Genomic DNA, 13,942 nt, shown 5'->3' with positions numbered 1-13,942 from the left:
CGAGCAGAGGAGTACCGCGTGCCCGCCGACCGGGACGCCCTACGGGTCGCGCTCAAGCGCACCGCGTCCGCCCTCAAGCACGACGGTGTGCCCTTCGCCCTCGCCGGCGGCTACGCGCTGTGGGCGCACGGCGCACCGGAGTCGGAGAACGACGTCGACTTCGTCGTCGCCGAGGACGACACCGAGCGCGCCGCGAACGTGCTGGCCGACGCCGGTTTCGAGGTGGTCCGCCCGCCGGAGGACTGGCTGTTCAAGGCCTGCACCGACGGCGTCGTCGTCGACGTGCTGCACCGGATCGTGGGGGAGCCGGTCAGCTCGGAGATGCTCGACCGCTCCGACGAGATGGACCTGATCGGCATCCGGTTGCCGGTGCTGCCCGCCACCGACCTGCTGTCGAGCAAGCTGCGGTCGATGACCGAGCACTACTGCGACTTCGGCCGGTTGCTGCCGCACGTGCGCGCGGTCCGCGAGCAGGTGGACTGGGAGCGGCTGCGCGAGGAGGTGGCGGACAACGACTTCGCCGTCGCCTTCCTGTTCCTCACCGAGCGCCTCGGCATAAACGCCGGCTGAGCCGGGCTCACCCCGACGAGGGGTGGGTCGCGCTGTGGCCTCAAGCACAGCGTGCGCCGGGCCGATCCGCCGGGCATGGCAGCCATCCGCTCTGCCGCGGACGCGTTCCGCGAGCGCTCACCGGGAGACCGGCGACTGCTCGCGCTGCGCGCGACCGGTGCGGTGCTGTCGGTCGGCTACGTCTCGGCGACCCTGGTCGCCTGGTCCGGCGTGACCTCGTGGTCCGAGGCCCTGCAGACCGGTGGCAACAGCGCCTTCATCGGCGGCCTGGTGGTCGTCACCCTGCTGCGGGCCCGGCTGTACCGCGAGGACCGGCGGGCCTGGGCGCTCGTCGCCCTGGCGCTGCTGAGCTACCTCTGCGGCGGCCTGGTCGACGCGCTCGGCGGCGGCTCGCCGACCGGCGCCGACCGGCCGTCGTGGGCCGACCTGGGCTGGCTCGGCTTCTACCCGCTCACCGCCCTGGCGCTGCTGACCATGCTGCGTGCCCGGGTGCCCCGGGTGTCCGCGCTGACCTGGCTCGACGGCGTCGTCGTCGGCCTGACCGTCGCCACCCTGGGCTCGGCGTTCGCCGTGGGCGGGGTGCTGCGCGGCACCGAGGGCAGCACCGCCGCCGTCGCGACCGCCATCGCCTACCCGTTGCTGGACACCCTCCTGCTGGTGCTGCTGCTCGGCGCGCTCGCCGTGATCGGCCGCGGCGCCGGGGCCGCCTGGTGGTGGCTCAGCCTCGGCCTGCTGTTCTTCGCCGCGAGCGACGCCGTCTACGCCCTGCGGGTGGCCGACGGGTCGGACCCGTTCAGCGGCCTGCTCGGCCTCGGCTGGGGCATGGCGTTCATCAGCTTCGGCGCCGCCGCCTGCCAGCGCCCCCGCACCGCGGTCACCAGCCGGGTCGACGGCCGGGTCGGCCTCGCCCTGCCGGGGGCCTGCGCGGTCGCGATGCTGGCGCTGATGTACGCCGGCTACCTCGACCACGGGCCGCTGGACGACGGCGGCCCGCTCGTCGGTGCGCTGGCCCTGGGGTCGGTGCTGGCCGCGCTGGGCCGCGCGTCGCTGTCCTTCCGCGCGGTGCGGGCGCTCGCCGACAGCCGGCGGCAGGCACGCACCGACGAGCTCACCGGGCTGCCCAACCGGCGCAGCGTCTTCGAGTCCCTGGCCCGTGCCGACGCCCGGCTGACCGCCGGTGAGCCGATCGCCGTGCTGGTGGTCGACCTGGACCGGTTCAAGGAGATCAACGACTCGCTCGGCCACGTCGCCGGTGACGAGCTGCTGCGGCAGGTCGGGCCCCGGCTCGCCGCCCACCTGCGCAGCGACGACCTGCTCGCCCGGCTGGGCGGTGACGAGTTCGTCGTCCTCGCCCACGACGTGCGGCCGTCCGACGCGCTCGCGCTGGCCGGCCGGCTCCGCGACGAGCTCCGCCGTCCCTTCCGCTTCGGCAGCATGGAGCTGACCGTCGACGCCAGCGTCGGCGTCGCCATCGGCCCGCTGCACTCGGCCTCGGCCGAGGAGCTGCTGCAGCTCGCCGACCTGGCGATGTACTCGGCCAAGCGCTCCCGGTGCGGGGTCGCGCTCTACGACGACACCCGGGACGGCGAGGGCCGGCACCGGCTGGAGACCGTCGAGCAGCTGCGCACCGGGATCTCCGCCGGGCAGCTCGTGCTGCACTACCAGCCCAAGCTCGACCTGCGCACCGGCGAGGTGGACGGCGTGGAGGCGCTGGTCCGCTGGCAGCACCCGGAGCGGGGGCTGCTGCCCCCGGACTCCTTCATCGACCTGGCCGAGTCGGCCGGGCTGATGTCGCGGCTCACCGCCACCGTGCTGGACCAGGCGCTGGCCCAGTGCCGCGCGTGGGCCGACGCGGGGCTGGTCCTCGACGTCTCGGTCAACATCAGCCCCACCGACCTGGTGGACGAGGCCTTCCCGGCCGAGGTCGCCCGGCAGCTGCACCTGCACCGGCTGCCGCCCACCCGGCTGGTCCTGGAGGTCACCGAGAGCCTGCTGATGGCCGACCGGGAGCGCGCCGTCCGGGTGCTGCAGCAGCTGCGGGACACCGGCGTCGGCATCTCCATCGACGACTACGGCACCGGGTACTCCAGCCTGGCCTACCTCGCCTCGCTGCCGGTGACCGAGCTCAAGCTCGACCGCGCCTTCATCACCTCCATGCCCAGCAGCCCGCGGGCGGAGGCGGTCGTCACCTCGACGCTGCAGCTGGCCCGGTCGCTGGGCCTGGTGCTCGTCGCCGAGGGCGCGGAGGACGCCGAGACCGTCGCGGCCCTCGGCGACCTGGACTGCGACCTGGTCCAGGGCTACCACGTGAGCCGGCCGCTGCCGCCGGAGCAGCTCGCCGCCTGGCTGCGCTCGCGCAGCCAGGTCCCCTCGACCTGAACGACGAACGGGCCGGCACCCCCGAGGGGTGCCGGCCCGGTCACCTGGTGACGTGCTGGAGCGGCCCCCTGCAGGGTCCCGCTGCGAGCCTGCGAGCAGTGGGGGGCAGGGGGTCCTTCGTCAGCTGGCGGGGACAGCTCCGGCCCGGAGCGCGCCGAGCAGGTCGTGGTTGAGCCGGGAGATGGTCTCCATCGAGATGCCCTTGGGGCACACCGCGGAGCACTCGCCGATGTTGGTGCAGCCACCGAAGTCCTCGGCGTCCTGCTGACCGACCATCCGCAGCACCCGGGAGTCGCGCTCCGGCTGGCCCTGCGGCAGCAGCCCGAGGTGGGCCACCTTGGCGGCGGTGAACAGCATCGCCGAGCCGTTGGGGCAGGCCGCGACGCAGGCACCGCAGCCGATGCAGGTGGCCGCGTCGAACGCCGCGTCGGAGTCCTTCTTCGGCACCGGGACGGCGTGCGCCTCGGGCGCGGTGCCGGTGGGCACGCTGATGTACCCGCCGGCGGAGATGATCCGGTCCAGGGCGGAGCGGTCGACGACCAGGTCCTTCACGACCGGGAAGCCACCGGAACGCCACGGCTCGATGTCGATCGTGTCGCCGTCCTTGAACGACCGCATGTGCAGCTGGCACACCGTCGCCTGCTCCGGGCCGTGCGCGATGCCGTCGATCATCAGACCGCAGGAGCCGCAGATGCCCTCGCGGCAGTCGTGGTCGAACGCGATCGGGTCGTCGCCCTCGAGGATCAGCTTCTCGTTGAGCACGTCGAGCATCTCGAGGAAGGACATGTCGGGCGAGACCTCGGTGACGTGGTACGTCACCATCTTGCCCTTCTTGGTCTTGTCCCTCTGCCGCCAGACCCGCAGGGTCAGATTCACTTGTAGCTCCGCTGTGCGAGGTGGATGTACTCGTACTCGAGGGCCTCGCGGTGCAGCACCGGCGGGGTCCCGTCCGGGGTGTGCTCCCAGGCGGCGACGTAGGCGAAGGCCTCGTCGTCGCGCAGTGCCTCACCCTCCGGGGTCTGGCTCTCGGCCCGGAAGTGGCCGCCGCAGCTCTCGTTGCGGTGCAGGGCGTCGACGCACATCAGCTCGGCGAGCTCGATGAAGTCCGCGACCCGGCCGGCGTGCTCGAGGTTCTGGTTGAAGATGCCCTGCTCGCCGGAGACCTTGACGTTGGTCCAGAACTCCTGCTTGATCTCGGGGATCCGGTCCAGCGCCTTGCGCAGGCCCTCCTCGGAGCGCTCCATGCCGCACAGGTCCCACATCAGCCGGCCCAGCTCGCGGTGGAACGAGGCGACCGTGCGGGTGCCGTTGATCGACAGCAGCTTCTCGGTCTGCGCGCGCACCGCCGTCTCGGCCTCCACCACCGCCGGGTGGCTGGCCTCGACCTTGGGGAACGGACCGTCGGCGAGGTAGTTGGCCAGCGTGTTCGGCAGCACGAAGTAGCCGTCGGCCAGGCCCTGCATGAGCGCGCTGGCGCCCAGCCGGTTGGCGCCCTGGTCGGAGAAGTTGGCCTCACCGATCACGAACAGCCCGGGGATGTTGGACTCCAGGTCGTAGTCGACCCACAGCCCGCCCATCGTGTAGTGGACCGCCGGGTAGATCCGCATGCCGGTCTCGTACGCGTCCTCCCCGGTGATCCGGTTGTACATGTCGAAGAGGTTGCCGTACTTGGCCTCGATGGTGCTGCGGCCCAGCCGCTGGACGGCGTCGGAGAAGTCCAGGTAGACGCCGAGGCCGTTCGGGCCCACACCACGCCCCTCGTCGCAGACGTTCTTCGCCTGGCGCGAGGCGATGTCGCGGGGCACCAGGTTGCCGAACGCGGGGTACTTGCGCTCGAGGAAGTAGTCGCGCTCGTCCTCGGGGATCTCCCGCGGGTCGCGGGTGTCGCCGCGCTCCTTGGGCACCCAGACGCGGCCGTCGTTGCGCAGCGACTCGCTCATCAGCGTCAGCTTCGACTGGTAGTCGCCGCTGACCGGGATGCAGGTCGGGTGGATCTGCGTGTAGCAGGGGTTGGCGAAGTACGCGCCCCGCTTGTGCGCCCGCCAGGCCGCCGTGACGTTGGAGCCCTTGGCGTTCGTGGACAGGTAGAAGACGTTGCTGTACCCGCCGGAGGCGAGGACGACGGCGTCGGCCAGGTGCGTGCTGATCTGGCCGCTGATCAGGTCGCGGACGACGATGCCCCGGGCCCGGCCGTCGACGACGACCAGGTCGAGCATCTCGGTGCGGCCGTGGGTCTCGACGTTGCCGAGGCCGATCTGCCGCTCGAGGGCCTGGTAGGCGCCGTACAGCAGCTGCTGGCCCGTCTGGCCGCGCGCGTAGAAGGTGCGCGACACCTGGGCCCCACCGAAGGAGCGGTTGTCCAGCAGGCCGCCGTACTCGCGCGCGAACGGCACACCCTGGGCCACGGCCTGGTCGATGATGTTCGCGCTGACCTCGGCCAGCCGGTAGGAGTTGCTCTCCCGGGAGCGGAAGTCGCCGCCCTTGACCGTGTCGTAGAACAGCCGGTGGACGCTGTCGCCGTCGTTGCGGTAGTTCTTCGCGGCGTTGATCCCGCCCTGGGCGGCGACGCTGTGCGCCCGCCGGGGGCTGTCCTGGAACCAGAAGTTCTTGACCCGGTAGCCGGCCTCGGCCAGCGTGGCGGCGGCCGAGCCACCGGCCAGGCCGGTGCCGACGACGATGACCGACAGCCGGCGCCGGTTGGCCGGGTTGACCAGCCGCGCGCGGAACTTGCGCTCCTCCCACATCTGCGGGACGGGGACGTCGCGGGGGGCCTTGGTGTCGGCGATCGGCTCGCCGACGGTGAAGAGCTCGAGGGTCATGGCGGTTCCCGTCAGTCGATCAGGCCGAAGGCGATGGACAGCGGCACGAGCAGGAAGCCCACGGTGATCAGCCCCGAGACGGCGTAGGCGATCCCGTTGACGGCGCGCTCGCGGCGCTTGTTGGTCTGGCCCAGCGTCTGGGTGGCGGCGAAGATGCCGTGCCGCAGGTGCAGGCCCAGCAGCACCATCGAGACCACGTAGAAGGCCGTGATCGGGATGTTCTGGAAGCTGGCCACGAGGCGCTCGTAGGGCGTCGAGTCGCCGCCGGCCGGGTTCACCGCGCCGAAGGTCAGGTCGAGGATGTGCCAGATGATGAACAGCGCCAGGATCAGGCCGCCCCAGCGGACGGTGCGCGAGGCGAAGCTCTGCTGCACCCGCTTCTTGGTCACGTAGGGCACCGGGCGGGCGCGGCGCGCCTGGCGCCACAGCGAGATCGCCGCCCAGAAGTGCGCGACCACCGAGACCAGCAGCACCAGCCGGATGATCCAGAGGAGCGTCTCCTCGGGCACGGCCGGCTCACCGATCGTGCGGATCCAGTGCGAGTACTCGTTGAACTCGTCGGCACCCTCGAAGGCGTGCAGGTTGCCGATCATGTGGGCCAGCAAGTAGAGGATCATGATGATCCCGCTGACGGCCATGACGGCCTTCTTGACGACCGAGTTGCTGAACTTCCCGGTCTTCGGGGTCTTGCGTGGTGCCTGCTGCGTCGTCACTGTCGCCACAGGGCCACGGTATGCCCACTGCCCACGTGACACCCAGGTGAACCCGCCGTGACACACCTCATGTAAGGGCACCCTCAACAGCGGGTTCGTCCCGCCGGGCCCGTCGAGAGGCGTTCGCCACCCGCTGCTGACAGCAGGGGCCGGGGTGGAGGAAGATCGCCCGCGACCCAGTCGAGTGCTCCGAGAGCGCCTCCGAGAGGACGACGACGTGCCTGGACCCACCCGCGGCTTCCTCGGTCGCCGCCGCACCGCCAGCGACCCGCGGCTGCCCCCCGGTCAGTACGACGTGGGCGGCGACTGGCCGGTGCTGACCGCCGAGCCCACCCCCCGGATCACCCCGGAGACCTGGTCGATCACCGTCGACGGCGAGGTGGAGAACCCGACCACCTGGAGCTGGGACGAGGCGCACGCGCTGCCCGGCGCCGAGTACCGCGGCGACATCCACTGCGTGACCACCTGGTCGAAGTTCGACACCGTCTTCGGCGGCATCAGCGTCGACTCGCTGCTCGACGTCGCGAAGCCGAAGGAGGAGGGCCGGTTCGTGATGGCCACCTCCAAGACCGGCTACACGACGAACCTGCCGATCGAGGACGTCACCGGCGGCAAGGCCTGGATCGTCTGGGAGTTCGACGGCAAGCCGCTCACCGCCGAGCACGGCGGTCCGGTGCGGATGCTGGTGCCGCACCTGTACTTCTGGAAGAGCGCCAAGTGGATCAGCCGGATCACCGTCCTGAAGCGCGACCAGCAGGGCTTCTGGGAGCAGAACGGCTACCACGACCGGGGCGACCCGTGGAAGCAGCAGCGGTACCAGGGTGACTGAGGCAGCCCCCGTGGAGCCGTCGATCGGTGAGCCGGGCGTGCAGCCGGGCCGGGCGCCGGCCGGTGGGTGGACGACCGCGACGGTGGCCGGGCTGCGCCGTCCGATCGCGCGCTCGGTCGAGCTCCGGCTCGACGTGCACGACCGGGTCGACCACCTGCCGGGGCAGCACTACGTCGTCCGGCTGACCGCCGACGACGGCTACACCGCGCAGCGGTCGTACTCGGTCGCCTCGGCGCCGGGCGACCCGCTGGTCGAGCTGTTCGTCGAGCGGCTGGACGACGGCGAGGTCTCCACCTACCTGGCCGACGTCGTCGAGCCCGGCGACGAGCTGGAGGTGCGCGGCCCGATCGGCGGGTGGTTCGTCTGGGACGGCACCACCCCCGCGCTGCTGGTGGGCGGCGGCACCGGCGTCGTCCCGCTGGTGGCGATGGTCCGGCACGCCCGCGACATCGGCCGGCTGGACCTGCTCCGGGTCGCGGTGTCGGCGCGCACGCTGGCCGAGCTGCCCTACGCCGACGAGCTGGCCGACGCCGGCGCGCTGGTCGTGACCACCCGGGAGGCGCACGGCATCCGCCCGGCCGCCCGGCTGACCGCGATGGACCTGCTGCCGCTGTGGGAGGAGGGCCAGACCGCGTTCGTCTGCGGGTCGGCCGGTTTCGCCGAGGCCGCCAGCCAGCTGCTGGTCGGGCTCGGCATCCCGGCGCCCTCGGTGCGGGTCGAGCGCTTCGGGCCCTCGGCGCTGGAGCTGCCCAAGCGCTGACCCGGGCGGGTCGGCGTACGTCCAGACGCGTAGCCGGACGTCGGGGAACCGGGGTGTTCCCCGATGTCCGGGGCGGCTGCCCGCTCCTACGTTCGCGGCATGGACTCCCTGGCTCTCCGGCCGGCGCCCCCGGTCCGGTCCCACCGGCCCCGGGTCTCGCTGTGGCTGCTGCGGGTCGCGCTCACCGCGCAGCTGGTCACCGCGGTGACCCTGCCGGTGCTGGCCGGGCTGTTCCTGGGCGGCGACGTCGACGCGGTCGTCTGGCACGGCATCGCCGGTGGCCTGCTCGTGCTGCTCGGGGTGACCACCGCCGTGGTCGCGGGGGCCTACGTGCTCGGCGGACGTGGCCGGTGGTGGGTGTTGCCGGTCGCCGTCCTGGCGGCCGCCGCCGAGGTGGTCCAGCTGACGTTCGGGTACGCCGGAACCCTGTCGGTGCACGTGCCCCTCGGTGCGGGCGTGGTGACCGCCGTGGTGGTGCTCACCGGCTGGGCGTGGAGCCCGGCCGCGCGGCGGGCGCGGTGAGCGCGCTCTCCCGGCGCGGCTTCCTCGGCCTGGCCGGCGCGACCGGTCTCGCGGTGGCCGGCTGCGGGGCGCTGGACCTGGACACCCCGCCCGGGCAGACGGGGGAGCAGCTGGCCAGCGCGGTGCCGCTGCCCCGGTCGTTCCAGGTGCCGCTGCCGGTGCCCCCGGTCGCCCGGGTGGTGGGCACCCGGGACGGCGCCGACCTGGTCGAGCTGACCCAGCGCCGGGGCACCGCAGAACTGCTGCCGGGGGTGCGGACCACGGTCTGGGGCTACGACGGGGTCTTCCCCGGCCCCACGGTCGAGGCGCGGCGGGGCCGCCCGCTCGTCGTCCGGCACCGCAACGAGCTGCCGGTGCCCACCGTCGTCCACCTGCACGGTGGGCACACCTCGCCCGAGCACGACGGCTGGCCGCTGGACCTCGTCGTCCCGGTGGGCGACACGACCGGCTGGACGCCGCACCACGGCACCGGCTCGCTCGCGGCCGGGGTCCGCGAGCACCGCTACCCGCACGACCAGCGGGCCGCGACGCTCTGGTACCACGACCACCGGATGGACTTCACCGGCCCGGCGGTCTACCGCGGGCTGGCCGGCTTCCACCTCGTCCGGGACGACGTCGAGGACTCCCTGCCCCTCCCGCGCGGCGACCGGGAGCTGCCGCTGCTGATCTGCGACCGGGCCTTCGACGCCGACGGCGAGCTGGCCTACCCCGCGCGGGACCCGGCGCTGCGCCACGAGCCGGGGGTCGCCGACGAGTGGATGGAGGGCGTGCTCGGCGACGTCGTGCTGGTCAACGGGGCCGCCTGGCCGGTGCACGAGGTCGACGCCGCCCGGTACCGGCTGCGGCTGCTCAACGCGGCCAACGCCCGCCGGTTCCAGCTGGCGCTCCGGGTCGAGGGCGGGGGAGCCCTGCCGCTCACCCAGATCGGCTCGGACCTCGGGCTGCTGGCGGCGCCGCTCGAGCACCGGTCGCTCACCCTGGCGCCGGCCGAGCGGTTCGACGTCCTGGTCGACTTCTCGGCCGTGCCGGTCGGGACGGAGGTGACGATGGTGAACGAGCTGGGGGAGGGGCGGACCGGGGAGGTCATGCGCTTCCGCGTGGTGCGCCGGGCCGCTGACGACAGCCGCGTGCCCGACCGGCTGGCGGAGGTGGAGACGCTGGTGCCGGGGCGGGTCCGCCGCGAGTTCGTCTTCGAGCGCGGCAGCGTCGGCGGGCACGCGGGCTGGACGGTCAACGGCCTGCCGTTCGACCCGGACGCCTCCCAGGCCGACGTGCCGCTCGGGGAGACCGAGACCTGGCGCTTCCGCACCGACGTCCACCACCCGGTGCACGTGCACCTCGACGGCTTCCAGGTGCTGCGGCGCGGCCCGGGCGGCCCCGGCCCCTACGACGCCGGTTGGAAGGACACCGTCGACGTGCGGCCGCGGGAGGTCGTGGAGGTCGCCGTCCGGTTCACCGGCCACCGCGGCCGCTACGTCGTGCACTGCCACAACCTCGAGCACGAGGACATGGCGATGATGGCGACGATCCGCACCGTGTGAACCGCGTGTCCGGCGGCCCCGGGGCTCGTGGATCTGCTGGGGTGGCCGCCGGAGGTGCCGGTGATCGAGCTCGTCGGGCTGACCAAGCGCTACCGGACGCGGACCGCGGTCGACGGCCTCACGGTCACCGTGCGGCCCGGCCGGGTCACCGGCTTCCTCGGGCCCAACGGCTCGGGCAAGACGACGACCATGCGCTGCGTGCTCGGGCTGACCCGGCCCACCGCCGGGGCGGCGACGGTGCTCGGCGTGCCGTACGCGCAGCTGCCCGCGCCGATGCGCGCGGTGGGGGCGCTGGTCGACCCGCGCGCCCGGCACCCCGGCCGCACCGCGCACGCCCACCTGCTGGCGCTGGCGCAGAGCAACGGCCTGCCCCGCAGCCGGGTCGACGAGGTGGTGGAGCTGGTCGGGCTGGCGGCGGTGGCCGACGAGCGGGTCCGCGGCTTCTCCCTCGGCATGGGGCAGCGGCTCGGGATCGCGGTGGCGCTGCTCGGCGACCCGGAGGTGCTGCTGTTCGACGAGCCGGTCAACGGCCTGGACCCCGACGGCATCCGCTGGGTGCGGGAGCTGGTGCGCGACCTGGCCGCCGAGGGTCGAACGGTGCTGGTCTCCAGCCACCTGATGAGCGAGATGCAGGACACCGCCGACCACCTGGTCGTGCTCGGCCGCGGCCGCCTGCTGGCCGACGTGCCGATGGCCGAGCTGCTCGGCGCGGACGCCGTCGTCCGGGTGCGCACCCCGCAGACCGCGGCGCTCGCCGCTGCGCTGCAGCGGGCCGGTGGCCGGGTGGCGCGGGACCCCGACGGCACCCTGCAGGTGCGCGGGCTGGACGCCGAGCAGGTCGGCGACGTCGCCTTCGCCACCGGTGTGCGGCTGCACGAGCTGACCCGGGCCACCACCTCGCTGGAGGCGGCGTACTACGCGCTCACCGGCGAGGACGTCGAGTACCGGACGGGCGAGCGGTGAGCGCCCCGGTGCGGTTCCCCGCCGTGCTGCGCAGCGAGTGGACCAAGCTGGTCTCGGTGCGTTCGACCTGGTGGTCCGCGGCGGTGTACGTGCTGGTCGCCGGTGCGTTCGGCTGGCTGGCGGCCTCGACGACGCCGTCCGCCGACAGCGCCGGCAACGCGGTGGGGATCGCCCTCATCGGCTTCGGCTTCGCCCAGTTCGCCGTGGTCGTCGTCGGGGTGACGGCGGCCGCCGGCGAGTTCGCCACCGGGATGGTGCTGGCCTCGCTCGCCGCGGTGCCCCGGCGGGTCCGGTGGCTGGCCGCCAAGACCGGGGTGGTCGCCGGTGCGGTCGCCGGGCTCACCGGCGTGCTGGCGCTGGTCTGCTGGCTGGCCGCCCGCTCCCTGACCGCGGTCGACGGCGGCGTGCCGCTGGTCGGCGCCGGGGTGGGCCGGGCGCTGCTGCTCCAGGTGGCCACGGCCGCGCTGACCGCGGTGCTCGCGGTGGCGCTGGGCGCGCTCCTGCGCTCGACGGCCGGCGGGGTCGGTGCCGGCGCCGCGCTGGTCTTCCTGCTCCCGCTGCTGCTGCCGCTGTTCGGCCGCACCGGCGAGCGGCTGGCCGAGGCGCTGCCGCTGCTGCGGGTCGGTGGCGACCCGTTCCTGGTCGCCGGCCCCGGCTGGGCGGTCGGGCTGGCGGTGACCGCCGCCTGGGCCGCCGGCACCTGGCTGCTGGCCGCCGTCCTGCTGGACCGCCGCGACCCCTGAGCCGCTGGTTCCGCGGCGCCCGACCGGGTACGCCGGGGCGCATGGCACAGGGGCAGGACACCGCACGGCAGGAGCTCGGGGACAGTGAGGGGCCGACGGAGGACCAGCTCCAGGAGGCCTTCGACACCATCGTCAGCGAGGGGGCCCAGCGGCTGCACCGCACCTGGCGGGAGGTGCTGACCACCGGTCTCGCCGGCGGGCTGGAGATCGGCATCGGCGTCGTCGTGCTGTTCGCGGTGTACGCCGAGACCGGCAGCCACCTGCTGGCCGGGCTGGCGTTCGGCGTCGGCTTCGTCGCGCTGCTGCTGGCCCGCAGCGAGCTGTTCACCGAGGGCTTCCTGGTGCCGGTCACCGCGGTGGTGGCCGGGCGGGCGAGCGTCGGCCAGCTGGGCAAGCTGTGGAGCGGCACGCTGGTCGGCAACCTGATCGGTGGCTGGGCGCTGATGTGGCTGGTCGTCCACGCGCTGCCCGACCTGCGGGCCACCGCGGTCGAGAGCGCCACGGCGTTCGTGACCGCCCCGCTGGACCTGGAGTCCGCGGCGCTGGCCTTCCTCGCCGGCATCGCGATCACGCTGATGACCCGCATGCAGCACGGGACGACGTCGGACGGGGCGAAGATCGTCGCTGCCTTCGCCGGCGCCCTGGTGCTCGCCGGTCTGCAGCTGTTCCACTCGATCCTGGACTCGCTGGTCATCTTCGCGGCGCTGCACGCCGGGGCGCCGTTCGGCTACGGCGACTGGCTGGCCTGGTTCTGGTACACGACGCTGCTGAACATGGCCGGCGGGCTGCTGGTGGTCACGCTGCTCCGGCTGGTGCGCAGCAAGGACATGATCCAGCGGGAGCGCGCGGCCGCCGGCGCCGACGACTAGCCGGCCGCGGCCCGGCGGATGGCCGCGACGTAGCGGTCCAGCGCCAGCGTCTGCACCCGGTGGGCCACCGGCGCCCCGAGCCGGGCGAGCCGGGTGGCCAGCCGGGAGAACGCGCGCAGCTCGTAGACCACGTCGCCGTCCGGGCGCAGCGAGACGACGAAGGACTCCTCGCCGCTCTCCGGGTGGCCGGGCAGGGTGCCGTAGCCGAAGCCGCGGCGGTCGGGCTCGTCGACCACCCAGACCACCCGGCACGGGATGTCGAGGCCGAGCCGGCGCAGCCCAGCGGTCATCAGGACCACGGTGCCCGGGGTGCTGGCCGGGCCGTCGGCCTGGATCCGCAGCCCCGCCCCGCGCTGGGCGGCCCAGCGGAACACCGCGGCCGAGGCCCGGTCGAAGTCCGCCCGCCCCGAGCCGACGACGTGCTGACGCTCGACGTGGTCGTAGCCGGCCGGCAGCACGCCGTCGCGGGTGGCGCCCTGCTCGTCGTAGGTGAACGGTGCGTCGGTCAGCTGCTGGAGCGTCGTGCGGCGGAGGAGTCCCACCGGGTCAGTGTGCGCGGGGCGGGGTACCGGGGCCGGATGGGCCAGGCGCTGGTGGTGGGTGCGAGCAGTGAGATCGGGGCGGCCGTCGTCCGGGCGCTGACGGCGGCGGCGCACGACTGCCTCGGCTGGGGCCGCGACGCCCGGCGCCTGCCGGCCCGGTCCCGGGTGGTCGACCTGCGGGAGCCGGCCGAGGTGGACGCTGCGCTGGCCGAGCTGCCCGACCGGTTGTCCGTCGTCGTCTACGCCGCCGGCCTGTTCGACTGGGCACCGGCCGACACCGGTGACCCCGCCGTCTGGGACGAGCTGCTGGCGGTGAACCTGGCCGCGGCCATGCGGGTGACCCGCGGCGTGCTGCCGGCCCTGCTGGCCGCGGCGCCGTCGTCGCTGGTGCTCCTCGGGTCGGCGGCCGCGCACACCGCGTTCGCCGGCAACCCGGCCTACGTGGCGAGCAAGCACGGGCTGGCCGGCTTCGCGCGGTCGGTCTTCCTCGACGTCCGCGACCGGGACGTCGCGGTGACGCTGCTGTCCCCGGGGCTGGTCGCGGCCGGCGCGGGGCTGCAGGCGCCCGGGGTGGAGCCGGCGCGGCTGCTGCAGCCCGCGGACGTCGCCGACGCCGTCCGCTGGGTCGTCGGCACGCCGGCGCACGTCTGCCCGGTGGAGGTGCAGCTCCAGTCGCAGCGGACCGCATAGGG

14 protein-coding genes are annotated in these 13,942 nt (G+C 73.9%); 10 read left to right on the top strand and 4 right to left on the bottom strand.

Annotated features, from left to right (window positions below; genetic code table 11):
• The first annotated feature begins 18 nt into the window (after positions 1-18).
• Positions 19-570 carry a nucleotidyltransferase gene (locus FHX36_RS10945; RefSeq protein WP_110552348.1) on the top strand — a complete coding sequence of 184 codons (552 nt, stop codon included), beginning with the start codon at positions 19-21 and terminating at the stop codon, positions 568-570.
• Between the two features lie 75 nt (positions 571-645).
• A complete protein-coding gene (locus tag FHX36_RS10940) occupies positions 646-2,949 on the top strand; it encodes a putative bifunctional diguanylate cyclase/phosphodiesterase (protein ID WP_181428767.1) in 2,304 nt (767 codons plus the stop codon).
• 120 nt (positions 2,950-3,069) lie between these two features.
• Here FHX36_RS10940 and FHX36_RS10935 read toward each other — a convergent pair whose 3' ends face one another.
• The 3 genes from FHX36_RS10935 to FHX36_RS10925 are packed head-to-tail and all read right to left on the bottom strand — an operon-like array spanning position 3,070 to position 6,490.
• On the bottom strand, positions 3,070-3,825 hold the full coding sequence (locus FHX36_RS10935) for a succinate dehydrogenase/fumarate reductase iron-sulfur subunit (protein WP_110552346.1): 756 nt from the start codon (positions 3,823-3,825) through the stop codon (positions 3,070-3,072).
• Positions 3,822-5,768: a fumarate reductase/succinate dehydrogenase flavoprotein subunit gene (locus FHX36_RS10930; RefSeq protein ID WP_110552345.1), complete on the bottom strand. Its 1,947-nt coding sequence runs from the start codon at positions 5,766-5,768 to the stop codon at positions 3,822-3,824. Before FHX36_RS10930 ends, FHX36_RS10935 begins: the two co-directional genes overlap by 4 nt.
• Positions 5,769-5,779: 11 nt before the next feature.
• Positions 5,780-6,490, bottom strand: coding sequence for a succinate dehydrogenase cytochrome b subunit (locus FHX36_RS10925; RefSeq protein WP_110552344.1), 711 nt, complete (start codon positions 6,488-6,490; stop codon positions 5,780-5,782).
• 208 nt (positions 6,491-6,698) lie between these two features.
• On the opposite strand from FHX36_RS10925, the gene FHX36_RS10920 reads away from it, so the two are divergent.
• From FHX36_RS10920 to FHX36_RS10890, 7 genes are all read left to right on the top strand, one after another.
• Positions 6,699-7,310, top strand: a complete 612-nt coding sequence (locus tag FHX36_RS10920) for a sulfite oxidase-like oxidoreductase (RefSeq protein WP_110552343.1) — start codon at positions 6,699-6,701, stop codon at positions 7,308-7,310.
• 10 nt (positions 7,311-7,320) lie between these two features.
• On the top strand, positions 7,321-8,070 hold the full coding sequence (locus tag FHX36_RS10915; protein WP_258372734.1) for an FAD-binding oxidoreductase: 750 nt from the start codon (positions 7,321-7,323) through the stop codon (positions 8,068-8,070).
• A gap of 99 nt (positions 8,071-8,169) precedes the next feature.
• Positions 8,170-8,592 carry a hypothetical protein gene (locus FHX36_RS10910; RefSeq protein ID WP_110552342.1) on the top strand — a complete coding sequence of 141 codons (423 nt, stop codon included), beginning with the start codon at positions 8,170-8,172 and terminating at the stop codon, positions 8,590-8,592.
• Positions 8,562-10,133 carry a multicopper oxidase family protein gene (locus tag FHX36_RS10905; RefSeq protein ID WP_220035941.1) on the top strand — a complete coding sequence of 524 codons (1,572 nt, stop codon included), beginning with the start codon at positions 8,562-8,564 and terminating at the stop codon, positions 10,131-10,133. The genes FHX36_RS10910 and FHX36_RS10905 overlap by 31 nt, the downstream gene beginning before the upstream one ends.
• Positions 10,134-10,193: 60 nt before the next feature.
• A complete protein-coding gene (locus FHX36_RS10900) occupies positions 10,194-11,096 on the top strand; it encodes an ATP-binding cassette domain-containing protein (protein WP_110552341.1) in 903 nt (300 codons plus the stop codon).
• The gene (locus FHX36_RS10895; RefSeq protein WP_183513728.1) at positions 11,093-11,839 is read left to right on the top strand and encodes a hypothetical protein; all 747 of its coding nucleotides are present in this window, start codon (positions 11,093-11,095) and stop codon (positions 11,837-11,839) included. Before FHX36_RS10900 ends, FHX36_RS10895 begins: the two co-directional genes overlap by 4 nt.
• Positions 11,840-11,880: 41 nt before the next feature.
• A complete protein-coding gene (locus tag FHX36_RS10890) occupies positions 11,881-12,708 on the top strand; it encodes a formate/nitrite transporter family protein (RefSeq protein WP_110551021.1) in 828 nt (275 codons plus the stop codon).
• Here the strand turns inward: FHX36_RS10890 and FHX36_RS10885 are convergent.
• A complete protein-coding gene (locus FHX36_RS10885) occupies positions 12,705-13,250 on the bottom strand; it encodes a DUF1990 domain-containing protein (RefSeq protein WP_110551022.1) in 546 nt (181 codons plus the stop codon). The two genes, FHX36_RS10890 and FHX36_RS10885, sit on opposite strands and share 4 nt — an antisense overlap.
• Before the next feature lie 36 nt (positions 13,251-13,286).
• Here FHX36_RS10885 and FHX36_RS10880 point away from each other — a divergent pair, with 36 nt between their 5' ends.
• Complete coding sequence (locus FHX36_RS10880) at positions 13,287-13,940, top strand: SDR family oxidoreductase (protein ID WP_146251527.1); 654 nt, start codon at positions 13,287-13,289, stop codon at positions 13,938-13,940.
• The last annotated feature ends 2 nt before the right edge of the window (positions 13,941-13,942 follow it).

The organism is Modestobacter versicolor (genome assembly GCF_014195485.1).
In the GTDB taxonomy this organism is placed as follows: Bacteria; Actinomycetota; Actinomycetes; order Mycobacteriales; family Geodermatophilaceae; genus Modestobacter; species Modestobacter versicolor.
The sequence above is the reverse complement of the archived record's forward strand: the minus strand, read 5'-3'. Positions and strand labels throughout refer to the sequence as shown.

Coding starts and splice junctions, on each gene's coding strand:
- FHX36_RS10940 (WP_181428767.1), top strand. CDS start 646: ATGGCAGCCATCCGCTCTGCCGCGGACGCGTTCCGCGAGCGCTCACCG.
- FHX36_RS10880 (WP_146251527.1), top strand. CDS start 13,287: ATGGGCCAGGCGCTGGTGGTGGGTGCGAGCAGTGAGATCGGGGCGGCC.
- FHX36_RS10890 (WP_110551021.1), top strand. CDS start 11,881: ATGGCACAGGGGCAGGACACCGCACGGCAGGAGCTCGGGGACAGTGAG.
- FHX36_RS10910 (WP_110552342.1), top strand. CDS start 8,170: ATGGACTCCCTGGCTCTCCGGCCGGCGCCCCCGGTCCGGTCCCACCGG.
- FHX36_RS10930 (WP_110552345.1), bottom strand. CDS start 5,768: ATGACCCTCGAGCTCTTCACCGTCGGCGAGCCGATCGCCGACACCAAG.